Source organism: Streptomyces fulvoviolaceus (genome assembly GCF_000718165.1).
Taxonomy (GTDB): Bacteria; Actinomycetota; Actinomycetes; order Streptomycetales; family Streptomycetaceae; genus Streptomyces; species Streptomyces fulvoviolaceus.
Genome location: NZ_JOEY01000046.1, coordinates 35,668 through 59,215 on the forward strand (window position 1 = coordinate 35,668; position 23,548 = coordinate 59,215).

Genomic DNA, 23,548 nt, shown 5'->3' on the forward strand with positions numbered 1-23,548 from the left:
CATGGCTGTGACCTTGCCCTCTCCGTGATTGTGACCTGGGCCTCGCACCGGTCGGCCGGGAAGAAAACACCGCGGGGAAGCCCGGCGACGGGGCCGCTTCGACGACCCCCGGAGCCGGATCAGCCCGCGCTGGGCGAAGAGGAGTTCCGCGAGCCGGTGCGGGCGATGCACGGGCTCGACTGGTAGGGCACCGCCCACACCCCCGGGGTCCGGCAGCCGAGCCGGGGTGGAGTGCTACGGGGCGTCGGGCGCCACCGCCGCCGACACCTCGGCCAGCAGGCGCTCGACCTCCGCGCCCCACCGCGAGCTGATCACCAGGTCACGCGCGCCGGGTCCACCCACAGCAGATGGCCTCCGCCGTTGCCGCGGGCGCAGCGACCGGTCCCGGGGGCCTCGGGCCACACCGTTCGGTCGTCGTTGAGCCACCAGGACAGGCCGTAGTTCGGCTTGACCCGACAGGGGGTCCACAGCTCCTCGATCCAGCGGCGCGAGACGACACGCCGCTCGCCCCAGGCCCCGCCACGCAGACAGAGCCGGCCGATCCGCGCCAGGTCGAGGGCCTGTCCGGCGGATCAGGCCGGCTGCAAGAAACGGTGCTTTTCAGGCAACCCGAGCGGGGTCTGGTGCGTGCAGCTGCAAGGCGGAGGAGGGCGGCGACGCGATGGGGGTCCCCCCGCGCGAGGTTGTTCGAGCGTGGGGGAGTCGGCAACCGACGACAACGCGGCTGGGGGTCCCCCCACGCCTTTGAGGCAGTGGGGGAGTGCGTGCCAGACCCCGCGACGCCGGCATGGTCCGCCGGACAGGCCCCTAGGGCGCTGATCCACAGACGCCGCCCCAGTGCGCGCCACCGGACACCACCGGGACGCGCGCGCCGTCGATCTCGGTCACCGAGTTCTCGTAGCCGTGCCAGGACCAGCCGTCGGAGGCGCCGATCGGCGCCATGACGCGCTCACGCAGCACCTGTGGCAGGGCACGGCCCGCCAGGACCGTGAGCGCGAGCGCGGTGAGGTTCACCCGGACGTCGTTGTAGGCCCAGCCCTCGCCGGGCGGGCCACCCGCGGACTCGGTGCCCTCCCGGGTGCTCTGCGCGTCCACCCGGGTCGGCTTGCCCCACAGCTCGCCCTCCCACTGGCTGGTCTGGTCGAGGAGATGGCGCCACGTGATGGCGCGGCCGTGGGCGCCCGCGAACTGCGGAAGGTCCACCGACTCGGAAACCGGCTCGTCCAGGCGCAGCCGCCCGTCGTCGAACAGGACGCCCGCCACCACGGACAGGACACTCTTCGTGGCGCTGTACGCCATCTCCGCACGCGTCGGGTCGCCCCACGAGGCGATGACCGTGCCGCGCCGCACCACGACACCGCCGGCGCCCTGTCCGTCGAGGAGCGGACCCACCACCTCGCGGTGAGAGGCGTCCGACACCTGGGCGTCGAGGTACGACGCCATGTCGTCGATGCCCGGCACCGGCCGCCCGGCCTGCGCGCGGACGGCCCGCGCCAGCGCCGCCCGGCGCACGCCCTCCCAGGGGTCGAGGGTTCCGGGCTCGTCCTCCAGAACCTCCCCCTCGTGGCCCGACGTCACGGTGTCCACCTCATACCTCCGCCAGATATCGGTCGTTCGGCGGTGCGCTACCGGCTCCTGAAGCCAGGGAGCGAGCTCATTGAGCCGGTCCCTGCCCACGCAGCCCATGCTGGGGTTCGGCGACGACCGGACTGAGCGATCGGCGCGATGGGCATCGGTACCGCTGCGCGACGGTCGGCCGAACGCGCCGAGAACACCGCCCTGGACCGCAGCCAGGCCCCGGAGCCGGTCCCTGCCGCATCCGCGGCGAAGGGGCCTGACCTCGCCCGTCCGTGCTGGGCGACCGAGAACGGCGAAGTCGCCCAGTGCATCCGGCAGCAAGGGCCGGGGCGTTGACTCACACAGGCAGAGTAGTGCCCGGAGACCAGCTCCGACCTCGGTGAATGGAGCGTATTCCGCGCACAAAGATGCGTCAGTACGTCGTTGACCGGCGATCCGCGGCAGGGCCAGGGTGAGGGAGCCACATCGGATCCCGACCGCCCGTTTCCGGTCACCGGACTGCGTGCAGGAGGCCGTGATGCTCCAGACAGACACCCGTGAACACGACACCGAGTTCGGAGAAGGCCACGAGGCCGCAGCCACGGCCGCAACGACCGACGCACCGGCGGTCCGCCGCGAACTCCTCTTCCAGCGCTGCCTGTGGTGCGGCACTCCGGCCTACCGCCGCTCGTACTGCCGTTCCTGCGGGTCCATGACCTTCAAACGGGAGCGCAGCGAGGGGTCCGGTGTCGTCGTGCGCCGGAACGGCCAGACCCCGCACAACACGTGGTTCGTCGCGATGGACGAGGGCTTCACCCTGCTCTGTCAGGTCAGCGGGACGGCGCCGGTCGCCGTCGCGGTGGGGCTACGGGTGAGTGTCGTACGGTCCGTCGCCCCCCTCGGCCAGGGACTGCCCGTCGTCGAACTCACCCACCCTGCGCCGTCGTTGGAGCGCTGGCGGTAATGGGAAACGGCCGAGACGCAGCCACCTCGCACACGCGGGGCGATCGGAGAGGAGGGTGCGTGGGCACCCAGCACAGCGCATCGGACGGATGGGCCGGCGTTCACGACGGAGCGGGGCGCGGCGCGCTGGAAGGTCTGCGCATCGCCGACTTCTCCCGGGTTCTCGCGGGGCCCTACGCCACCATGCTCCTCGCCGACCTCGGTGCCGACGTGGTGAAGGTGGAGCGGCCGGGCATCGGGGACGACACCCGGGCCTGGCACCCTCCGGCGGACCACGACGGCACGTCGACCTATTTCCTGAGCGTCAACCGGAACAAGAGGTCCGTCGTCCTGGACCTCACGACCGACGCCGGCCTCGAACAGGCCCGCGCCCTGGCAGCCGAGTCCGACGTGCTGGTGGAGAACTTCCGTCCCGGCACGATGGAACGACTGGGGCTCGGCCAACGCGAACTCCGCGCCCGGCACCCGGAGTTGATCTACTGCTCGATCAGCGGCTTCGGCAGCGGTGCGGGCGCGGCGATCCCCGGATACGACCTGCTCGTGCAGGCGGTCGGCGGCCTGATGAGCGTGACCGGGGAGGCGGCCGGGGAGCCGGTGAAGGCGGGCGTGGCCCTCGTCGACGTGATCACCGGCCTGCACGCCTCGCTGGGCATCCTCGCCGCCCTCCGGCACCGGGACGCCACCGGTGAGGGGCAGCACGTGGAGGTGAACCTTCTCAGTTCGCTGTTGTCGGCCATGGTGAACCAGGCGTCGGCGTTCGCCGTCGCCGGTGTGGTCCCGGGCCGAATGGGCAACGCGCACCCGAGCATCGCCCCGTACGAGACCTTCCCCACCGCCGATCGTCCGATCGCCGTCGCGGTGGGCAACGACCGGCAGTTCGCCGCGCTCGCCGAGGTTGTCGGGGATCCCGCTCTCGCTGCAGACGACCGCTTCCGCACCAATGCCGACCGGGTCGCCCACCGCGCCGAACTGAGGGATGTCCTGGCTGAACGGCTGGGCATCGCCGGCGCCGACCACTGGTCGGCCGTCCTGCTGGCCGAAGGCGTGCCCGCCGGTCCGGTCAACACCCTTGGCGAGGCATTCGACTTCGCCCGGAAACTGGGCCTCCCCGGCATCGTCGACGTCTCCGACGGAGCGGAGGACAGGCCCTCCCGCCAGGTCGCGAGCCCCATCGCGCTGAGCGGTACACCGGCGCAGTACCGCTTGCCGCCGCCGGGCCTGGGCCAGCACACCGCGGAGATTCTCCAGCGCTTTTCCGACCACGCCTGAGCGCCGGGAGGAGCGGTCGACGCGACCGTTCCCGACGCAGGTGCGCCATGACCGAACCGATCACCACAACCCCCAGGAGCTCACGATGAGCGGCGCCAAGCCGATGAAGGACCCCCTCGACCTGCTCGACCTCGCCTCCACCCTCACCGACGAGGAACGGGAGATCCAGGCCACCGTCGCCAAGTTCCTTGCCGACCGGGTGCGCCCGCACATCGGCGAGTGGTTCGAGAACGCCCACTTCGCCCGCGAACTCGCCCCTGAACTCGGCAAGTTGGGCGTCCTCGGCATGCACCTCGACGGCTACGGCTGCGCCGGGACGAACGCGGTCAGCTACGGCCTCGCCTGTCTGGAGCTGGAGGCGGCGGACTCCGGCTTCCGCAGCTTCGTCTCGGTACAGGGCTCGCTGTCGATGTTCTCCATCTGGAAGTGGGGCTCGGAGGAGCAGAAGCAGGAGTGGCTGCCCCGGCTCGCCGCCGGTGAGGCGATCGGCTGCTTCGGCCTGACCGAACCCGACTTCGGCAGCAACCCCTCCGGGATGCGCACCAGGGCCGTCCGCGACGGCGCCGACTGGATCCTCAACGGCTCCAAGATGTGGATCACCAACGGCGGCATCGCCGACGTGGCCACCGTCTGGGCACAGACCGAGGACGGCATCCGCGGCTTCCTCGTGCCCCGCGGCACGCCCGGCTTCACCACCCAGGACATCAAGCAGAAGATGTCGCTGCGCGCGTCCATCACCTCGGAGCTGTACTTCGACAACGTACGGCTGCCCGACTCGGCGCGCCTGCCCCTCGCAGAAGGCCTGCGCGGACCGCTGTCCTGCCTGAACGAGGCCCGCTTCGGCATCCTGTTCGGCGCCGTCGGCGCGGCCCGCGACTCGATCCAGGCAGCCATCGAGTACGCCGACTCCCGGGTGCAGTTCGACAAGCCGATCAGCGCCTTCCAGCTCACCCAGAAGAAGCTCGCCGACATGAGCGTGTCCGTGGGCAATGCCGCACTGCTCGCCGTCCACCTGGGCCGGCTCAAGGACCAGCACCGCATCCGGCCCGAGCAGATCAGCGTCGGCAAGCTCAACAACGTACGGGAAGCGATCGCCATCGCGCGGGAGTGCCGCACCATCCTGGGGGCCAACGGCATCTCCCTGGAGTACTCCCCGCTGCGCCACGCCAACAACCTGGAGTCCGTCCTCACCTACGAAGGCACCAGCGAGATGCACACGCTGGTCGTCGGCCAGGCGATCACCGGCCAGGCCGCGTTCCGCTGATCACCGAGGACCGAGGGAACACACCCGTGAACATCGTCGTACTCGTCAAGCAGGTCCCGGACTCCGGTGCCGAACGCACCCTTTCCCGGACGGACCACACCCTCGACCGTGCGGGTGCCGAACTCGTCCTGGACGAGATCAACGAGCGCGCCGCCGAAGAGGCGTTGCGGTTGAAGGAGACGGCGGACGCCCACATCACCGTCGTCTCCATGGGACCCGACTCCGCGCTCGACGCCATCCGCAAGGTCCTGGCGATGGGAGCCGACCGGGGGATCCACATCTGCGACGACAGGCTGCACGGCGCCGACCTGCTGACCACCGCGAAGGTCCTGGCAGCCGCCGTACGGACCGTGGCGGACGTCGACCTGGTGCTCGCCGGCGACGCGGCCACCGACGGTGGGGCGAGCGCGGTGCCCGCCGTCGTGGCGGATCTGCTCGCCCTGCCGCAGGTGACCCACGTGCGGCAGCTGGACGTGGACGCGGGACGGGTGCGCGCCTTGCGCGAGACCGAGAACGGCCAGACGACGCTGGACGCGCCGCTGCCCGCGCTGGTCAGCGTCACCGAGAAGATCAACGAGCCGCGCTACCCCTCGTTCAAGGGGATCATGGCCGCCAAGAAGAAGCCGGTGGACACGGTCGGCCTCGACGATCTGCTGCCCGACGCGGACGGGTTCCTGGTGTCCCGTACCCGCGTCGTGGAGGCCGTCCCGCGTCCCCCGCGAGCCGCCGGAACCCGGATCGCGGACGACGGCTCGGCCGGCCGGCAGCTCGCCGCGTATCTGATCGCCCAGAAGCTCGTCTGAACCACCCGCCCAAGAAACAGGCCCCCATGCCCGAAGTCCTCGTACTCGTCGACCACGACGGGGAGCACGTCAACAAATCCACCTACGAACTCCTGGCCGTCGCACGGCGGTTGGGGGACCCGGGCGCCGTCGTCGTGGGCACCCCCGGCACGGCGACGCGCCTCATGGAATCCCTCGCCCGATACGGCGCCACGAGCGTCCACGCGGCGGAATCCAAGGACGCGGCCGAGTTTCTCGTCACGCCCGCCGTGGACGCCCTGGAGCTCGCGGTCCGTGACACCTCTCCCGCCGCCGTTCTGGTCTCCGCGACGACGGACGGCAGGGAGGTGGCCGCACGTCTCGCCGCCCGACTGGGCGCCGGGCTGCTGATCGACGCGGTCGACCTGGACTCCTCCGGTGTGGTCACCCAGATCGTCTTCGGGGGGTCGTACACCGTGCGCTCCCAGGTCACCCATGGCATACCGGTGATCACCGTGCGCCCGGGGGCTTTCGAGCCGGAGGAACACCCCGGGGAGGCCGTGGAGCGGACCATCACCCTGCCGGTGGTCGACCCCGCGACGTCCGCCCGCGTCACCGACCGACGCACCGCCCCCGCGGGCGACCGGCCCGGGCTCACCGAGGCGACCGTCGTCGTCTCCGGAGGCCGCGGTGTCGGAGGGGCGGACGGTTTCGAGCTCGTGGAGCAACTGGCCGACGCCCTGGGAGGCGCGGTGGGCGCCTCGCGCGCCGCGGTCGACGCCGGTTACTACCCGCACCGGTTCCAGGTCGGGCAGACCGGCAAGACCGTCTCACCCCAGCTGTACATCGCTCTGGGTATCTCCGGGGCCATCCAGCACCTCGCCGGGATGCAGACCTCCAAGACGATCGTCGCGGTCAACAAGGACCCGGAGGCGCCGATCCTCGACCTCGCCGACTACGGCGTGGTGGGCGACCTGTTCGCGGTGGCTCCCCAGCTCACGCGGGAAGTGGCCGCCCGCCGCGCGGTCGGCTGAGGTGCTGCGCAGCCGCAGAAGATGTCGTGAACCCCGGATCACGTCTGCTCGTTGATCGAGCAGACGGTGGCGGGACTCCGCAGGGGCGGCCGGCGATCGGCCGCCCCTGCCGGGCTTTTCACACCTGCCGCGAGCGCCACCAGCAGCAGCTTTGACTCACGGCTCGCCGCACCAGGTCGGACGGCTCGGAGGTTCTCGCTGTCTCGCCGTCCCCGGCGGGCGGCGGTTACCGCCCCTCAATTCACCTGTTGGTCCGGCCAGATGGTCCGTTGTCCGTTGTCCGCGAGCCGCCCAGGTCGGCGAGGGTCTCCTTGGCGTACTGGAGGAACGCGCGGGCCCGGTGTGTGGGAGTGACGTTCGAGGCGTAGGCGATCACGAGCTCGACGTCGTCCAGCGGGTCGCTGAGTGGCACGGATGCCAGGGGGAGTCCTTCGACGCTGGTGTTGGTCGGCCAGGACTGGATCAGCGTGGCGAAGCCGAGGCCGCGGGCGACCATGCTGCGGACCGCCTCGATGCTCGAGGTCCGGTACCGGATGTTCGGCCGTGCTCCGGCGAGGGAGAACCAGTGGTCGGCGTTCTGCTGGGCAGGCGGCTCGGCGTAGATGATCAGTGGTTCGTCCGCCAGTTCGGCGAGTGAGACGGACTCGCGCCCCGCCAGCCGGTGACCGGCGGACACGATGACGTACGGACGGCTTGCGCGGAGCGTCGTACAGGACAGGCCGGCTTCGGCGCCGAGCGCGTACAACAGCGCCAGGTCGCACGAGCCTTGGACCAGGGCCTGCCGCATCTCGTCCTGCTGACCCTCGATCAGCTCCAGGTCGACCGCCGGGTGAAGCCGGGTGAACCCGTCCACCAAGCGTGGGATCAGGAAAGGTGTCAGGGCCTTGTAGCAGCCGATCGTCAGGCGGCCGGCCAGCCGGCCTTCCTCGGCCTGGGCGCTGGCCGTGATCTCGTCGGCCTGAGTCAACATCGTCTGGGCGCGTCCGAGGATCCGGCTGCCGGCTTCGGTGAGAGTGACACCCTTCGCCCGGCGTCGTACCAGCAGCTGGACGCCGAGACGGCGTTCGAGGTCGGCGATCGCCGTGGAGATGCTGGCCTGGGAAGCATGGCATCGCACCGCTGCCGCGCTCATCGAGCCGGTGTCCGCCACCGTGACGAAGTATTCCAATTGACGGAGGGAAAAGTTGGCCGTCATTTCTCTCCTGCTGTCATGGGAACTCTCAATAAGCCTTATAGGAAATTTCTGGTTTTCCTGGCCGTAACGCGGATGTCATCCTAAGCCGAAGTCACCTGTTGAAAAAGGCTCGGTATACGAGCAGGCCCCCGCACGTCCAGTTAGGAGACCTTTCATGACCACGCTTCTTGACCCCACTCGACCCCAGGACCGAGGAACCGGCGACAGCGTTCTCGACCGCGTCCGCGCCCTCCTTCCCGAGATAGCGGCACGCTCTGCCGAGGGCGAGGACGCCCGGGCGGTTCCGGCGGAGGTCGTCGCCGCGCTGCGCGAGGCCGGAGTGTTCCGGATGGCCCTGCCCCAGGTGTGGGGCGGCGAGCAGCTCGGGTTGCCGGAGGGGGCCCGGGTGGTGCGGGAGATCGCCCGAGCCGACGGATCGACCGGCTGGACCGTCCAGGCCGCTTCGATGGCGTGGTTCTTCGTACGGTCGCTGCCGCGGGAGACGCTGGAGACAGAGGTGTTCGGAGGCGGCGCGAACCTGATGCTCCGAGGAGCGGTGGCTCCGAAGGGGCTGGCGAGGCCGGTGAAGGGAGGCTACCGGATCAGTGGCCGTTGGCCGCTGGCGAGCGGCCCGTTCACCCCGGACTGGATGCTCGGAGGTTTCCTGGTCGAAGGGGCGCCTCCCCTGCCGGACGGCCGCCCGGACATGCGCGTCGCGCTGTTCCGGCCCGAGCAGGTCACGTTCCTCGACACCTGGGACGCGGTCGGCCTGCGTGCCACGCAGAGCACCGACTTCACGATGGACGACGTCTTCGTGCCCGAGCACCACACGGGGCCGATGTTCGGCGACAACAACATCCCCGCTCCCCTTTACGACTTGCCCTATTCACCCACAGGGGCCTCGCACGACGCGGTCATCCTCGGCGCCCTGGACGGTGCACTCGACGATCTCGCCGAACTCGCCGCGACCAAGCGGCCGGCGTTCAACCCCAAGGCACTGCTCGGTGAGGACCCGGTGTTCCAGGAGACGTTCGCCGAGCTGAAGTTGCGGGCGGCGGCTTTGGCTGCCCTGTCGGAGCAGACCGGACGCATCGTCATGGACCGTGCCCTCGGGGGAGATGTGCCCAGCCCGGCCGAGTGGTTCAGTTACAAGGGCGCCACCCAGCACATCCACCACGAGGGCATCCGGATCCTCAACGAGATCATGACCCTCTCGGGCAGTGCGGGCCTCTACAGCACCAGTCCGCTGCAGCGCCGCTGGCGCGATGTCCGCTGCGTCTCCCAGCACGTGGTCGGCAACACCGGCGCGATGCGGCAGCTGGGCGCGGTCCTGTCGGGCCAGAACTGACGCCTGGTGACGCGAGGAACCGCTGAGCACTCACCCATGGGAAACGCGGGTGATCGCGTGGTCGTGAACCGCCGGACCGGGTCCCCAGCCCGTACGGCTTCACGTACGAGCCCCTCCCCGCCAAGAACTCTCAGCATCTCGGAGCATGCAATGCATCCGCCACCCACCCCCGTTCTGCGAACCCGCGCGATCCGCGCCGCGGCACAGCCGCACCCCATACGCCGACACCGGAAGGGTGACCCCCGATGAGCCCTCTCAACGCGACACCGACCAACCCCGCCCTGCTGCGCCAGGCTTTCGGCTGCTTCCCGTCCGGGGTGACAGCAGTGTGCGCACTCGACTCAGGCACCCCGGTGGGCATGGCCGCGAGCACATTCACCCCGGTCTCCCTCTCACCCGCCCTGATATCGGTCTGCGTGCAGGACACCTCCACGACATGGCCGAAACTGCGCGGGCGGAGCCATGTGGGCGTGAGCGTGCTCGCCGAAGGACAGGACACGATCTGCCGGTCGCTGGCCAGCAAGGAGGGGGACCGGTTCGCGGGAGTCGACTGGGATGCCGACGACGACGGCGGCGTGTACATCCACGGCGCCAGTCTCTGGCTGAACTGCTCGCTGCACGCCGAACTCCCCGGCGGCGACCACACGATCGTCCTGCTGGAAATCCAGGGTCTGAAGGCCGAACCTGACCGACAGCCCCTGGTGTTCCACAACAGCAGGTTCCGGCGCCTGGCCGTCTTGTAAGCAGGTGCCGCTGCGCGAGTCACGCCTACGTGGGGGGTGGGACTTCGGGGGGTACACGGACCGGCTCTTCCTGGTGATGGAGCTCGGCGAGGGCGACAGCCTCGCTCGCCCGCCTCCTCGCCGCCACAGGGGCGTTGCCCGCCGAGCAGGTCGCTCGCCTCGCCGCTCAGGCCGCGGCCGGGTTCGCCGCGGTTCAACAACAGGGCATCGTGCACCGGGACATCAAGCCCGCGAACCTGCGCGCAGACCGTCGGCACCGGTCTCTGCCTCGCCCCCGAGCGGGCGGTGGGCCTGACTGCCGGGCCGGCCTCCGATGTGTACTGCCTGGGCTGCGTGCTCCACCAACTCCTGACCGGTCGACCGCCGCTCCATGCCGACACCGCGCTCGCCGTCCGCCACCAGCACCCGGATACTCCGCCCGTGCCACCGCACGAGCTTGGCGTCCACCTGCCGCCTGCGTTCGACAACCACCTCCCGAACGACGGGCTCTGATCCGGCATCGCCTTCGTCACCTACAGCACGCGCGTCGGCAACCGGCCTCGGCCACCGGGTGACACTCCGGGTGCACGGGGCGCTGGAGAGGCACCCGGTTACGAGGGCCGGGGCGTCTGCGCCGATACCGATCAGGGAGGCTGACACGCGAACGCGACCCCTGTCCGTGATCAGAGGCTTCGACAACCCCGATCATCAGGAGTCGTGTTCACCGCTGTCGGCAGGCGCCGTTCGGTCCCATCGGGGTGAACCGCTCAGCACGTCGTCCGAGAGCGCATCCGCGCCGGCAGCGTAGGCCGCGGTGAACCGTTCGGCGGCCTCCCAGAGTTCGTGCTCGCGCCGCGGGTCGTAGGACTCCTCGGACGACCGGGCCACGCGGCTGCGGTCGACGTACGACCCGGTCGGCGCCGGGGTCGTGCCGAGGACGATGTCGGCGAGGTAGCGGCCCGCGGCGCGCCGTCCGATGGCGAACGGGGTGAGGGTCATCACCGGCAAGATGCGACGCATCGCGAACCGGGTGACGGGTCCCGCGTTGCGGGCGAGGCCGGTGCCGGGGACGAAGCCCGGGTTGTAGGCGACGGCGTCGATCCCGGCCGGCAGCCGGCGCGCGTACTCGTGCACGAGGTGGATCGCGGCCAGCTTGCTCGTCGAGTACGCGGTGCGCCCCGCGGCCGCGGTGTGCGGCCTGGGGAAGGCACCCGTGCGGGCGAGGAGGTCCGGGGACTTCCAGGCCGGGCCGGGCACCATGCCCAGGTTGTGCCTGAGGTCGCCGAAGTGGGTGTCGCTGGCGGTGATCACGATCCGGGCGGGGACGGCGAAGCGGTCCTGGAGCAGGCGGACGAAGAGGTGGTTGGCGAGCACGTTGACGGCGAAGGTGGCCTCGAATCCGTCGAGTGACTCGGTGAGCGCGTCGGTGTACTGCGTGCCCGCGTTGCCCACGAAGCCGCGTAGCGGCGGGAGTTCACCCCGGTCGAGCCGGTCACGTATCCCAGTGGCGGCCGAGCGCACGCTCTCCAGCGAGCCGACGTCCGCCGGGACGTGCGAGACCGTGTGCCCTGAGAGCTCCGCGGCCAACCGCGCGCCGGATGATCCGCGGGCGACGAGGAGGAGGTGCGTGTCCGGCGACCGGCGCAGGATGTGCTCCGCGGCGACGCGGCCGATCCCGCGACTCGCGCCCGTCATCACGAGGGTGTGCTGCATGGGAGGCTCCTCCACGGGTCGGGTTCGCTGGTACCTCTCCACGTTCACCGTTCGCGCCGGTGCCAACCAGTGCCGTCCCCGTCACTAGGACTGGCAGTACCCAGGCTGATGCGGTGCCGCGCGGCGAGAATGAACCCATGGCCTCCTCACGCTCCGGCTTCGCCGCACTCCTGCGCGCCTGGCGCGACCGTCTCTCCCCGGCCGACGCCGGTTTCACCGTGACGGAGGGCCGCCGTGCCCCGGGACTGCGCCGCGAGGAGCTCGCACAGCTGGCCGCTCTCTCCGTCGACTACGTCCTGCGCCTGGAACAGGGACGCGCGAGGAACCCCTCGGCCCAGGTGGTCGGCGCCCTCGCCCGGGCCCTGCAGCTCTCCCGCGCCGAACGCGACCAGCTGTACCGAGGCGCCGGGCTCCTGCCGCCGCAGGACGGAACGGTCGGCACCCATGTGCCTCCGGGGATCCAACGGCTCGCCGCGCGCCTGGGCGACGTCCCGATCGGCGTGTTCACCGCCGACTGGACCCTGGTGTGGTGGAACTCCATGTGGACCGCCGTGTTCGGTGACGCCGCCCTCGTCCCGCCCGCCGAACGCAACCTCGCCCGCGCGCTCTTCGGCAACGGCCTCGCACACGCCGCGATGCTTCCCGTCGAATCCGAGCGCGGACCGGACGTCTTCGCGGCGTCGATCGTCGCCGACCTCAAGGAAGCGGTGTCCCGCTATCCGGGGGACGCCCAGCTCGATCGTCTCGTGCGGGAGCTGCGAGAGACATCCGACGCCTTCGCTCATCACTGGGCCGTGGAGACGTCCGCCGCCCAGCACACGACCGACCGCAAGACGATCCGGCATCCGGAGATCGGCGACATCCTGCTCGACTGCGACGTCCTCATCGTCCCCGGCGCCGACCTGCGCATGGTCACCTACACGGCAGCGACCGGAAGCGGCGACGCCGGGAAACTGGACCTTCTTCGCGTCACAGGTGGCCGTACCGTCGGCCCTCAGGCGGCCCGGTAGCTGAAGAACCCCTGTCCCGACTTGCGGCCCAGCAGCCCCGACTCGACCATGCGGCGCAGCAACGGGGGAGGGGCGTACAGCGGTTCCCGGTACTCCTCGTACAACGCCTCGCCTATCGCCGCCACGGTGTCCAGGCCGATCAGGTCGGCGAGGCGCAGTGGGCCCATGGGGTGCGCGCAGCCGGCGGTCATCCCCGTGTCGATGTCCTCCGCCGTCGCCGTACCGGAGCCGACCATCCGCACCGCTGCCAACAGGTAGGGAACCAGGAGGGAGTTGACGACGAAGCCCGCGCGGTCCTCGGCCACGACCGCCTTCTTGCCCAGGATCTCCGTCGCGAAGGTCCGCACACGCTGTTCCGTGGCTTTCGAGGTCTGCAGTGAGGGGATCACCTCGACCAGCGGCATGGCGGGGACCGGATTGAAGAAGTGCAACCCGACCACCGCCTCCGGCCGTCGGGTCGCGGCCGCCAGCCGGGCGATGGGGATCGAGGAGGTGTTGCTGGCCAGTACGGCGGCCGGGTCGGCGACCACTTCGTCCAGCTGCCGGAACAGCGCGGTTTTGGCCTGCTCGTCCTCTACGGCGGCCTCGATGACCAGGTCCGCCCCGGACAGTCGGGAGAGGTCCGCGGTGACCGACACGCCGGCCAGGGCATGGGCGCGGTCCTCCGAGGTGATGGTTTCGCGCTTCTCCGCCTTGAGCAGGGAGTCCGCCACACCCGCCAGTCCCGCACGGGCCCGGTCCTCGGTCACGTCGCACAACGTGACGTGCAGCCCGGCCCGGGCACAGACCTCGGTGATACCCCGGCCCATCTGCCCGGCGCCGACGACTCCCACGTGCTTGATCGATGTCATGTGTTCCTCCACCATGCGGTCTGTTCGTCGTTGCCGGGGCGCCGTGGCATCAGCCGACGGCGGTGGTTGCGGCGGCCGCCTCCCGCAGACGGCGGATCACGCCGCGCACGGCGGGCGAGGTCTCACCTCTGCGGTACGCGCCCACCAGCCGAGTGGTCAGCGGTACGTCCGCCAGCGGGCGGTAGGCGACACCCGGTATCCGTACGCGGCGCAGCGAGTCCGGCACCAGTGCCACCGCGAGACCGCCGCCCACCAGAGTGAGAGCGGCGATGAAGTCCCGTACCGGAGGCGCACACTGAGGGCTGAATCCCCCCTGCGCGGCCACCTCCAGGATCTGGTCGCGGCAGCCGTACTCCTCGTCGAAGTGCGGGGCCACGAACTGCTCGTGGCGCAGTTCCGCCGCGGGCACCGCCTCGTACGCCGCCAGCGGGGCGCCCTCCGGCAGCGCCAGCACGACCTCCTCGGTGAGCAGACAGGTGGCCGTGACCCCGTCCGGATACTCCGGCCGCCAGCGCAGGAAGCCGACGTCGATGTCCCCGCAGGACAGGGCCTCCAGCTGGGCCGGTGTCTCCAACTCGCGCACCTGCACGGTGAGGTGGGTGTCGAGGGCCGCGCACCGGGTGAGGACGTCGGTCAGCACACCGGAGAAGGCGGCCGAGGCCACGTAGGCGATCTCGGCGTGCCCCAGCTCCCCGCGACCGGCACGCCGGCCCACCGCCTCCGCCCGGGCGGCCTGCGCGAGGGTCAGCCGGGCCTCTTCGAGGAACAGCCGCCCGGCGCTGGTGAGCGCCGGGCGGGTGCGGCGCCCGCGGTCGATCAGACGGACTCCCAAGTGCGACTCCAGCGCCCTGACCTGGGCGCTGAGTGCCGAGGGAGCCAGATGCAGCCGGTCCGCCGCGCGCGCGAAGTGCAGTTCCTCCGCGACGACGACGAACGATTCCAGCCAGCGCAGTTCCACCGGTTCCTCCGTCCTGCCGGGTGCACCGGCCGTGCACACGGCCGGTGGGATGGGCACCCCGCGGCGGCGTCAGGGCAGAACAGGTCCGCCGCGGGGTGAGCAGGGGATGTCAGGGGATGACGACGTAGTTGCTGAATCCGCCGTCGCGGTCCGTGAGCCCCGAGATCGCTTCGTTCACCCTGGACAGCGGGAACGGCTTGGCCTGCAGGTAGGACAGGTCCAGGGCGCCCGTGGCCACCATGTCGGCGAGCTCCTGCCCCTGCGCGGTGCTGAACCAGTTGGAGCCGATCAGCTGGACCTGCTCGTCCATGAGCCACTTCACGTCCACGGGCAGCCGGTCGGCCACGCCGCCGACGTTGACCACCTTGCCGCCCCGCCGGACGCCCTGCAGGGAGTCGAGCATGGTCTCCACCGGGGCTTTGGCGCCGAGGGCGCTGATCACATAGTCCGCGCCCTCGCCGCCGGTGCGGGACTTCGCCCACTCACCGGTGGACCCGTCACCCAGCCGGAAGACCTCGACACGGTCCGGGGCAAGTTCCTTGACGCGTTTGAGGAGTTCCTCGTTGCGGCCGGTCCCGAGGATCCGGGAGGCTCCGGAGGCGAGCGCGAGTACGGTCGACGCGACGCCGAGGGTTCCCGTGATCCCGTCGATGAGCGCGACCTGGCCGGGGCCGGCCGCCGCGTTCTTGAGGGCACCGTAGGACGTGCCGATGTAGCCGAGCTTGCCGGCCTGTTCGAACGTCATGTTGTCCGGGATGTTGACGATCGAGTACTGCGGGGCGGTCATGTACTGCGCGAAACCGCCGTAGGGGTAGAGGTCGAAGATCCGCTGGCCGTCACGGGAGGTGCTGAAGTAGCCGTTCAGCGTGAAGTAGCGACACCGGCTCAGTTCACCGCCCCGGCAGACCTGACAACTCCCGCATCCGCGCAGGGGGTTGACGTACACCCGGTCACCCGGCTTGGTGTTCAGCACCGCCTCACCGACGGCTTCGACCACCCCGGCCGCGTCCAGGCCGAAGATGGCGGGGAACTTCGGCAGCGGCTGATGCGGGAACCAGGTCGGCCAGTTGTTGATCACATTGGCCATGTTCGGCACGATCCCGCACGCCTTGACCCGCACCAGCACGTCGGTCGGTCGCGGGGTGGGCCTGTCGATCGTGTCCACGGACATCGGCTCACCGAGCGCGTGCAGTCGTGCAGCGAGCATTTTCGCCATTGAAATACTCCTTGAAACTGCCCCGCCCCAGGCGGCCGGGGGCGGAGAATCTAAAAATTCCCTACGAATTAGGGAAAGGATTCGGGTAGTTGTCCTCGAGGTCGATGCCCAGCAGCCCCATGATGCGGACGCCGGAGTTGTACCAGGCGATGGACAGCGACAGTTCGACCATCTGCTTGTCCGTGAGATGGCCGGCGGCGGCACGCCACGTCTCCTCCGAGACGTCGACCAGGAGCGTGGACTCCTTCGCCAGGCGCATCACCGCCTTCTCCGTCTCGTCGAACAGGTCGGACGACTCGAAGTCGGCCACCGCCGCGAGCTGTTCCTCGGTGAGTCCGGCCTTGAGCCCGTGCGACTGGTGATGCGCGACCTCGTACGCCGACCGGGTCGCGTACCCCACGGTCAGGATCGCCAGTTCCCGGAGCTTGGGGCTGAGGTCGGCGGCCCGCAGCGAGTTGGCGTAGGTCAGAAAGGCGTCCAACTGGGTCGGTGCGTTGGTCAGGGCGAGGAAGATGTTCGCCGTCGGCACCTTGCGCTCGGCTTCGAGCCGGTCGTACAGGGGCTTCTGCGACTCGTCCGCGTCCTCGCGGTGCAGGTAGGGGACTCGTGCCATGGTCACTCCTGGAAGTACGGAAGGTCAGTGCGGGGACTTTTCGAGCAGGAACCGCTCGAGCGACATCGGCTTCGGCAACTCGGCCGGCGGGATCTGCGGCACGCCGACGAAGGGCGACGCCTCGAAGTACCACTTCTCCAGGGCCGGCAGGCCCCAGCGGGCGTTGGTGCTCAGCGATCCCGCGTCCCAGCGCACCGGCTCGATCTCGGTGTCGATCGTCTGGTAGTGGCTGTTGAAGACCTCCACCCGGTGCCCGTCGGGGTCGCGGAGGTAGGTGAAGAGCATCCCGCCCGGACCGTGCCGTCCCGGGCCCCGCTCGACGCCCTCGCCGTAGCCCTGGATGCCCGCCCAGTCGCAGGCGGCGAAGATGTCATGGCTCTCGGAGACGGTGTAGGCGAAGTGGTGCAGGGCGGGCCCGGTGTTCTCGACGATCGCGAGGTCGAGGCAGGTGCCCTTGCGGTACATGAACGCACCCAGCAGCTTGTCGCCGTGCTCCAGGTACTCCGAGTTGCGGAAGCCGAGCTCGCTGTAGAACGCGCACAGTTCGTAGGTGTCGGGCGCGAAGATCTGGTAGTGGTCCAGCCGCTGCGCATGGGCGCCCTTGTACTGCGCGAAGTCGATGTGCAGCCGCGGCCGGGTCTCCATGTGCGCGCAGAGTTCGAGCGGCGTGCCGATCGGGTCGCTGACGTGCAGCGTGCGTCCCTGGTACGGGAGGTCGACCCACTCGGCGGGCAGATCCCGCTCGCGGAACCAGTCGTACGCGATGTCCAGGTCCTCGTCGAAGAACACCCGGAAGCCGATCCTCCTGCTCCTGCCCGCGCCCTCTTCGTCCAGCTCCAGGACGAGGCTGTGGTGGCAGGCCTCGGCCAGGCCGCGCAGGTAGCAGGTGCGCTCGTCCTCGTCGCTGACGACCAGCCCCAGCACGTTCACGTAGAAGTTCCGGCTCTCGGCGAGATCGGCGACCGTGAGACGCACGTGGCTGGAGCGGGTGATGTTGAAACTGGGGCGCAGATTGACGGGTGGCAGCATGCTGGTCTCCGTGCTCGGATCGGCTCTGGATTTCGATGAATGTAATGCTTCGAGGCCGTTTTACGGCTTGGTCGTCGGGGAATCGACGGCGGCGAATGTGAATGCGGACCATCCGCTGAATTCCGCGGATTCGCCGAGGGACTCCTCGATACGCAGAACCTCGTTCCATTTGGCCATGCGCTCGGAGCGTGTGAACGAGCCCACCTTGAGTTGGCCGGCGTCCCAGCCGACGCTCAGATGGGCGATGGTGATGTCCTCGGTCTCCCCGGACCGCGCCGAGACGATCGTGCCGAAGCCGGCTTCCTTTCCGGCCCGCAGGGCCTGGAACGCCTCCGTGACCGTGCCCGCCTGGTTCGGCTTGATCAGGACGGCGTTCGCCGTTCCGCCGGTCGCCGCGGCCTCGACCCGCTTGGCGTTCGTGACCAGGTAGTCGTCGCCGATCACCTGGCAGCGGTGGCCGTGGCGCCGGGTGAACTCCAGCATGCCCTCGTGGTCGTCCTCGCCCACCGGGTCCTCGACGGACAGGATCGGATACTGCTCGACCCAGCCGCCCAGCATGTCGATCAGCGCGGCGGTGTCCAGGGTGCGGTCGTCCAGGGCCAGCGTGTACCGCCCGCCGCTGCCGAACTGTGAGGCCGCGACGTCCAGTGAGATGCCGACCTGGGTGGTGGGTGCGAAGCCCGCGCTCTCGATCGCCCGGGTCAGCGTCTCCAGCGCCTCCTCGTTGGAGTCGAACGCCGGCCAGAAGCCGCCCTCGTCGGCGACCCCCTGCGCCTTGCCCGCCTTCCGCATCAGAGCGCCGGCGGCCCGGTAGATCTCCGCCGTCCAGTCCAGGGCCTCGGAGAAGCTCCGCGCCGCGGGGCACATCACCATGAAGTCCTGGACGTCGACGCGGCGGTCCGCGTGGGCGCCGCCACCGAAGATCTGGATCTCCGGCAGCGGGATGCGCACCGGCCGTCCGCCCGCCAGGTGCTGCCACAGGGGTACGCCGGCCGACGCGGCGGTGGCGTGCAGGACCGCCATGGACGTGGCCACGATCGCGTTGCCGCCGAGACGGCTGCGGTCGGGGGTGCCGTCGAGGTCCACCAGCAGCCGGTCGACGGCTTCCTGGTCGGTCGTGTCGAGGTCCAGGAGGGCGGGGGCGATCTCGTGGTTCACCGAGCCCACCGCACGTCGGACATCGAGGCCGCCGAAGCGGCTGCCGCCGTCGCGCAGGTCGAGCGCCTCGCCCTGACCCGTCGAGGCCCCCGCCGGGGCGATGGCCCGCCCGATCGCGCCGTCCGCGAGGTGGACCTCGACCTCGACGGTCGGCCGACCGCGTGAGTCCCACACCCTGCGGCCGTGGAGCTTGGCGATCCGCGCGTCTGTCATGGCGGTGCGACCTTTCGGAGTTCGGATGATCGGGGTGATGAGCGGTGCCCGTGCCTCTCGTCCGGGGGACTTCCCTGCGGCCGGAGGCGTACGGGAGAAGTCCTCGCTGACGAACGGGCCTGGACGGCCCCCGCGGGGCGGCACCTGAGATCGGTGCGGCGGCGCTGGGCACGAGCGAAAGGGAGATCGACGAGGGTTACTCGTCCACTGCGGCTCTTGTCGTGCTAACGATAGCGCAATCGTGCAAAGAAGCGGCGGCTGTGTCAAGGGGTGGGTGACGCTCCGATCCCTTGGCCTCGCAGTTTGTTTGCGCCGTCTTGGCTCGCCGGGACGTGAATGCTATCGTTCGCACAACCGTGAGTGCTCCGACAAGAACTCCGGCGGACCCGCGCTCTCCTGGACCGACGGACAGCGCAGGCGGCGTGAGTCCGCCGGGCCGGATCCCGGCCGAGAGGAAAGTGAGCCCGACATGACACTCCAGCCCTCCGTGGCGCCCATGACCCTCACCACCGTGGTGGCCAGCACTCGCCCCGGACGTGTGGGCAGATCCGTCGCGGACTGGTTCACCCTCCGGGCCGCGGAGCACGACCGGTTCGAGTCGCACACCGTCGACCTGTACGAACTCGATCTCCCCTTCTACGACGAGCCGCATCCGCCCGCCCAGCAGCGGTACACGAAGAGCCACACCCGCGAATGGAGCCGGATCGTCGACGCGTCCGACGCGTTCGTCTTCGTCACCCCGGAATACAACGGCGGCTTCCCCGCCCCGTTGAAGAACGCGTGGGACTACCTCGTCGTGGAGTGGCAGCACAAGCCGGCGGGCTTCGTCAGCTACGGAGGCGTCTCGGCGGGCACCCGGGCGGTGCAGATGGGCAAGCAGGTCGTGGCGAACCTCAGGATGCTGCCGATCGGTCCGACCGTGAGCATCCCGTTCGTCAACGAACTCGTCGAGGACGGCGATGTCAGGCCCGGCAAGATACATGAGGCCGCCGCCGAGCAGATGCTGGACGAACTCGCGCGCACCGCCCGTGTCATGGGGCGGCTGCGCAGCGGAACGTACTGATCTGGTGCCGTACAGGCGAAGGCGCCCGGAGTTCATCGCTCCGGGCGCCTTCGCATGTACGGCGGATGAGGCCGTCCCCGGCTCAGACGGACCTGGACGGGGCCCTTCCGTCAGGGGGCGCCGTGCTGCCGCGCAGGACGAGCGAGCCGGGGGAGACCGACGTGTACGGGCCGTCGTTGACCGGCTTGGTCTTGAGCCGGCGCATCAGCCACAGAGCACAGCCGGTGGCCATCTCCTGGATCGGCAGACCGATCGTGGTGAGCCCGGGACCCCACCAGGAGAACCCCGGCTCGTCCCCGAACCCGACCACGGACAGCTCCCCGGGCACCTTCACCCCCTGCTCGGACAGCTCCTCCAGGACCCCCAGGGTGAGCTGGATCGATCCCAGCACGAGCGCGGTGGGCGCGTCCGGACCCTTCAGCAGCCGGCGCACCGCCTGGCGGCCGTGGTCCACGGACGACGGCGGCCCGAGCTCCGTATACCCGGCGTCGTCCGGCAGGCCGCCTTCACTCAGGGCGCTACGGAAGCCGCGCAGACGCTCCGCACCCGTGGGCAGCTCTGTGGGCCCGCCCAGATACGCGACACGGGTGTGGCCCAGCGTCACCAGGTGGGCCGTGGCCCGGCGCAGTGCCTCGTGGTCGTCCACGCCGAACCACTGGGAACCGAGCGACGGGTGGCGGCGCAGCAACTGGAGGTGCGGGACCGCCTTGAGCAGCTTGACCGACTCGGCGTGGGGGCGTGCGGTGGGCACGATGATCACGCCGGCCACGCGGTTGGCGGACAGTTCGCGCAGGTGGCGCAGCTCCACCATCCGGTCGTCGTCGGTCTCCGAGAGCATCAGCTGGAAGCCCTCGGCCTCCATGTTCTTGGACAGCTCGTGCGCGATCGTCGAGTAGAAGCTGTTGCGGATGTCCGGGATGACCAACGCGACCACGTTGCTGGACGCTCCGCGCATCATCCGGGCCGCGCGGTTGCCGACGTATCCCATCTCGGATGCGGCCTGGCGGACCCGGAACTTGGTCTCCTCGCTGATGCGGGGGTCGTCGGAGAGCGCCCGGCCGACCGTCGAGACGGAGATCCCGAGGCGTTCGGCGATGTCCCTGGTCGTGATCACGTAAGGGCCCCCTCTGGCCGACTGATCCCGGTGCCGTCACTTTCCGTGTGCCAACGATAGCACTTTCGTCGCGCTCCGTGGTCGACGCTGTGGGGGCATCGGATTGATCATTATCATCGTGCTAACGTTAGCACTGCTGGATGGGCCGTGCAGCCGCTTGAGGCTGCCTAGTTGCGGAGGTGTCCGTGCGGATCGTCAGGTATGCAGTCGGCGGTGTGCGTCACTACGGAGAACTCGAAGCCGGTGACGCCAGGATCACGAGATTCGAGGGTGACCCTTTCACCGGACTGGCCCCTGCGGGGCATGTCGACGAAGTCGGCGACGTAATCATTCTCGCGCCGTTGGAGCGGCCCCGAGTCTTCGGGTTCGCCTACAACTACGCCTCACACATTGACGAGACCGACCGTGAGGTTCCGGAAGTTCCCGTGTGCTTCATGAAGCCGAGCACTGCGGTGATCGGGCCGGAAGACTCCATCGTCTATCCTGCGGATGGTGAACTGATCCATTTCGAGGGCGAGTTGGTTGTCGTCATCGGAAAGGAAGCCCGTCATGTGAAGCCCTCCGAGGCCCATGAGTACATCCTCGGCTATACGTGCGGCAATGACGTCAGCGACCGCATCGTCCAGCGCAAGGAGAGTGCATTCGGAACGCTTCTGATCGGTAAGGGGCAGGACACTTTCGCTCCCCTCGGGCCGGTCATCGCGACCGAACTCGACCCCTCGGCACTGTCGCTGACGACTCGTGTGAACGGCACCGTCGTGCAGTCGGCGAGCACCGCCGACCTGCTGCTCGCCGTTCCCGACATCGTCAGTTACCTCAGCCGCTATCTGACGCTGCTGCCCGGAGACGCGATCATGACCGGCACGCCGTCCGGCGTCGGGCCGATCAGCCCCGGAGACGAGGTCGAGGTGGAGATCGAGGGCATCGGAGTGCTGCGCAATCCGGTCGTGGCGGAGAGCGCCTGACTCGAAACGACCTGGCATTGGGGCCTGTCCACCGCTCGTCGGTGGGCAGGCCCCAATGCCAGGTCGGCGCCGGCTCGCTAGCGCACCGCGTTGTTGAACTGCGAGGTACGGACGAAGGTCAGGGACACGACGGCCACCATCGGCAGCACTGTGACCTGCAGCAGCCCGGCCCGGTCCCAGCCGAAGGAGTCGACCAGGGCGGCGAAGAGCAGGCCCGAGAACGCCGCCGGTCCGTAGTAGCTGGTGACGAAGAGTCCGGAGGCGCGTCCGATCTGCGCGGGACGGACGGCCCGCTGTATCGCGCTGTTGGTGTTGGGGTAGATGAAGCCCAGGCCGAAGGCGCCCATAAGGAAGGCGAACACGCACTGCAAGCCGACTCCGGCATGCGTCTCGTAGATGCACGCGCCGATGGCGGAGACGGCCAGCAGGCTCAGGATCAGCAGGTTGCGCTGGTTGAAGCGGTCGCCGAGCCAGCCGCCGAAGACGGCCGTCATGCCGCCGAAGCCGAGGAAGCTCATGGCCAGTGCGGCCTGTCCGGAGCTGTAGTGCAGCGAGGTGATGAGGAACGTCGGGTAGAGACCGAGGAACCCGTAGATCGCCACACCGCTGATGACCGAGTGGACGGCCAGCGCGACGGTGTTGCGGTTGTAGGCGGAGGCCGGCATGTACTCGAAGGTCCTGGTCGAGACGACCTTCTCGGCGGAGTGCTCGGTCAGGCCGCTCTTCACGAGGAACAGGGAGGCGGCGGCGATCAGCAGCCCGGCTGTGCCGAACAGGTAGAAGGGCGAGTGCCAGGTGCCGTGCATGCTCATGAGCCGGACGCCGATGAGCGGGGCGATGAACACGCCGACGGAGTAGCCCATGCCGATGACGCCGAAGGCGAGGCCGCGCCGGTGGGCGAAGAAGGCGCCGATCGCCGCGAAGATGGCGGCGGACTGCATGCCTTCGCCGAAGCCGGAGACGACCCGGTACAGGGTCATGTCGGCGAAACCGGTGGCCAGGGGCGTGGCCATCGTGCCCAGGGAGTAGATCACGATGCTGACCAGCAGCACGGTCTTGCGGCGGAAGCGGTCCAGGAGATAGCCCGCGGGCAGGCCGGCCAGGGCCATGCCGAGGGTGAAGTTCGTCGCCAGCAACCCGCCCTGCTCCAGGGAGAACCCGTACTCCGCACGGATGTTGGGCAGCAGCGGAGGAAAGACCTGGCGGTCCATCGCGTTGACCATGTAGGAGAGGGTCACCAGCAGGAAGCCCACGCCGATCATGGTGCGGGAAATGGGGGCACGGCTGCTTTCCTGCGTTTCACTGGCGGGCACCGCGCTGGTGTCGACTTGCGCTGCGTGAGTCATAGCGGCTCCTGAGGAGGAATGGGCCACGGCAGGCCGCGGCGGATCCATCGCCGGCACGGGGACGTACGGGCGATGACGAGAAGCGGTGAGCTGAACACGGACTCGAGTCGACGACGGAAATGTCGTCGGCGACTGGCGGAATGCGGGCGACGGGCTGCCGCACGGTCGGACACCGCATGCGGAATTCAGCCGTATATCGCCCGTCGG

General features: G+C 69.6%; 21 protein-coding genes and 1 pseudogene. 11 read left to right on the top strand and 11 right to left on the bottom strand.

The window, feature by feature from the left end; genetic code table 11:
• Positions 1 to 807 precede the first annotated feature (807 nt).
• Positions 808 to 1,587: a serine hydrolase domain-containing protein gene (locus IG08_RS59425; protein WP_234343077.1), complete on the bottom strand. Its 780-nt coding sequence runs from the start codon at positions 1,585 to 1,587 to the stop codon at positions 808 to 810.
• A 508-nt stretch (positions 1,588 to 2,095) separates the two neighbouring features.
• Between IG08_RS59425 and IG08_RS56085 the strand changes: the two genes are divergently transcribed.
• From IG08_RS56085 to IG08_RS0139290, 5 genes are all read left to right on the top strand, one after another.
• On the top strand, positions 2,096 to 2,521 hold the full coding sequence (locus IG08_RS56085) for a Zn-ribbon domain-containing OB-fold protein (RefSeq protein ID WP_052425045.1): 426 nt from the start codon (positions 2,096 to 2,098) through the stop codon (positions 2,519 to 2,521).
• A 59-nt stretch (positions 2,522 to 2,580) separates the two neighbouring features.
• Positions 2,581 to 3,789, top strand: a complete 1,209-nt coding sequence (locus tag IG08_RS0139275; RefSeq protein ID WP_234343078.1) for a CaiB/BaiF CoA transferase family protein — start codon at positions 2,581 to 2,583, stop codon at positions 3,787 to 3,789.
• Positions 3,790 to 3,874: 85 nt separating this feature from the next.
• Positions 3,875 to 5,053 (top strand): acyl-CoA dehydrogenase family protein, encoded by a 1,179-nt coding sequence (locus IG08_RS0139280; protein WP_030614510.1) that lies wholly within the window; start codon positions 3,875 to 3,877, stop codon positions 5,051 to 5,053.
• A gap of 26 nt (positions 5,054 to 5,079) precedes the next feature.
• Complete coding sequence (locus IG08_RS0139285; protein WP_030614513.1) at positions 5,080 to 5,856, top strand: electron transfer flavoprotein subunit beta/FixA family protein; 777 nt, start codon at positions 5,080 to 5,082, stop codon at positions 5,854 to 5,856.
• Positions 5,857 to 5,882: 26 nt separating this feature from the next.
• Complete coding sequence (locus IG08_RS0139290; RefSeq protein WP_030614516.1) at positions 5,883 to 6,848, top strand: electron transfer flavoprotein subunit alpha/FixB family protein; 966 nt, start codon at positions 5,883 to 5,885, stop codon at positions 6,846 to 6,848.
• 241 nt (positions 6,849 to 7,089) lie between these two features.
• On the opposite strand, the gene IG08_RS0139295 is transcribed toward IG08_RS0139290, so the two are convergent.
• Positions 7,090 to 8,043 (bottom strand): LysR family transcriptional regulator, encoded by a 954-nt coding sequence (locus IG08_RS0139295; RefSeq protein WP_030614519.1) that lies wholly within the window; start codon positions 8,041 to 8,043, stop codon positions 7,090 to 7,092.
• Between the two features lie 154 nt (positions 8,044 to 8,197).
• Here IG08_RS0139295 and IG08_RS0139300 point away from each other — a divergent pair, with 154 nt between their 5' ends.
• The 3 genes and pseudogenes from IG08_RS0139300 to IG08_RS63155 form a co-directional block, all read left to right on the top strand.
• Positions 8,198 to 9,370: an acyl-CoA dehydrogenase family protein gene (locus IG08_RS0139300; protein WP_030614523.1), complete on the top strand. Its 1,173-nt coding sequence runs from the start codon at positions 8,198 to 8,200 to the stop codon at positions 9,368 to 9,370.
• 245 nt (positions 9,371 to 9,615) lie between these two features.
• Positions 9,616 to 10,113, top strand: coding sequence for a flavin reductase family protein (locus IG08_RS0139305; protein ID WP_030614526.1), 498 nt, complete (start codon positions 9,616 to 9,618; stop codon positions 10,111 to 10,113).
• Positions 10,114 to 10,150: 37 nt separating this feature from the next.
• Positions 10,151 to 10,587 (top strand): annotated as a pseudogene (locus IG08_RS63155) (protein kinase domain-containing protein); the annotation flags it as partial.
• Positions 10,588 to 10,800: 213 nt separating this feature from the next.
• Here the strand turns inward: IG08_RS63155 and IG08_RS0139315 are convergent.
• Positions 10,801 to 11,805, bottom strand: a complete 1,005-nt coding sequence (locus IG08_RS0139315; protein ID WP_078655911.1) for an SDR family NAD(P)-dependent oxidoreductase — start codon at positions 11,803 to 11,805, stop codon at positions 10,801 to 10,803.
• A 137-nt stretch (positions 11,806 to 11,942) separates the two neighbouring features.
• On the opposite strand from IG08_RS0139315, the gene IG08_RS0139320 reads away from it, so the two are divergent.
• On the top strand, positions 11,943 to 12,815 hold the full coding sequence (locus IG08_RS0139320) for a helix-turn-helix transcriptional regulator (RefSeq protein ID WP_030614535.1): 873 nt from the start codon (positions 11,943 to 11,945) through the stop codon (positions 12,813 to 12,815).
• Here the strand turns inward: IG08_RS0139320 and IG08_RS0139325 are convergent.
• From IG08_RS0139325 to eno, 6 genes are all read right to left on the bottom strand, one after another.
• Positions 12,800 to 13,666, bottom strand: a complete 867-nt coding sequence (locus tag IG08_RS0139325) for a 3-hydroxybutyryl-CoA dehydrogenase (RefSeq protein ID WP_030614537.1) — start codon at positions 13,664 to 13,666, stop codon at positions 12,800 to 12,802. The two genes, IG08_RS0139320 and IG08_RS0139325, sit on opposite strands and share 16 nt — an antisense overlap.
• 49 nt (positions 13,667 to 13,715) lie before the next feature.
• Positions 13,716 to 14,624, bottom strand: coding sequence for a LysR substrate-binding domain-containing protein (locus IG08_RS0139330; RefSeq protein WP_030614542.1), 909 nt, complete (start codon positions 14,622 to 14,624; stop codon positions 13,716 to 13,718).
• A 109-nt stretch (positions 14,625 to 14,733) separates the two neighbouring features.
• Positions 14,734 to 15,840 carry an alcohol dehydrogenase catalytic domain-containing protein gene (locus IG08_RS0139335; protein ID WP_030614545.1) on the bottom strand — a complete coding sequence of 369 codons (1,107 nt, stop codon included), beginning with the start codon at positions 15,838 to 15,840 and terminating at the stop codon, positions 14,734 to 14,736.
• Between the two features lie 61 nt (positions 15,841 to 15,901).
• The gene (locus tag IG08_RS0139340; RefSeq protein ID WP_030614548.1) at positions 15,902 to 16,453 is read right to left on the bottom strand and encodes a carboxymuconolactone decarboxylase family protein; all 552 of its coding nucleotides are present in this window, start codon (positions 16,451 to 16,453) and stop codon (positions 15,902 to 15,904) included.
• A 24-nt stretch (positions 16,454 to 16,477) separates the two neighbouring features.
• Positions 16,478 to 17,482: a VOC family protein gene (locus IG08_RS0139345; protein ID WP_030614550.1), complete on the bottom strand. Its 1,005-nt coding sequence runs from the start codon at positions 17,480 to 17,482 to the stop codon at positions 16,478 to 16,480.
• Between the two features lie 60 nt (positions 17,483 to 17,542).
• Complete coding sequence (gene eno, locus IG08_RS0139350) at positions 17,543 to 18,853, bottom strand: phosphopyruvate hydratase (RefSeq protein WP_030614553.1); 1,311 nt, start codon at positions 18,851 to 18,853, stop codon at positions 17,543 to 17,545.
• Positions 18,854 to 19,322: 469 nt separating this feature from the next.
• Between eno and IG08_RS0139355 the strand changes: the two genes are divergently transcribed.
• Positions 19,323 to 19,916, top strand: a complete 594-nt coding sequence (locus IG08_RS0139355; RefSeq protein WP_078655912.1) for an NADPH-dependent FMN reductase — start codon at positions 19,323 to 19,325, stop codon at positions 19,914 to 19,916.
• An 82-nt stretch (positions 19,917 to 19,998) separates the two neighbouring features.
• On the opposite strand, the gene IG08_RS0139360 is transcribed toward IG08_RS0139355, so the two are convergent.
• Complete coding sequence (locus IG08_RS0139360; RefSeq protein WP_030614558.1) at positions 19,999 to 21,030, bottom strand: LacI family DNA-binding transcriptional regulator; 1,032 nt, start codon at positions 21,028 to 21,030, stop codon at positions 19,999 to 20,001.
• Between the two features lie 185 nt (positions 21,031 to 21,215).
• Here IG08_RS0139360 and IG08_RS0139365 point away from each other — a divergent pair, with 185 nt between their 5' ends.
• Positions 21,216 to 21,995, top strand: coding sequence for a fumarylacetoacetate hydrolase family protein (locus tag IG08_RS0139365; protein ID WP_030614561.1), 780 nt, complete (start codon positions 21,216 to 21,218; stop codon positions 21,993 to 21,995).
• Positions 21,996 to 22,072: 77 nt separating this feature from the next.
• On the opposite strand, the gene IG08_RS0139370 is transcribed toward IG08_RS0139365, so the two are convergent.
• Positions 22,073 to 23,341 carry an MFS transporter gene (locus tag IG08_RS0139370; RefSeq protein WP_030614563.1) on the bottom strand — a complete coding sequence of 423 codons (1,269 nt, stop codon included), beginning with the start codon at positions 23,339 to 23,341 and terminating at the stop codon, positions 22,073 to 22,075.
• Positions 23,342 to 23,548: the final 207 nt, after the last annotated feature.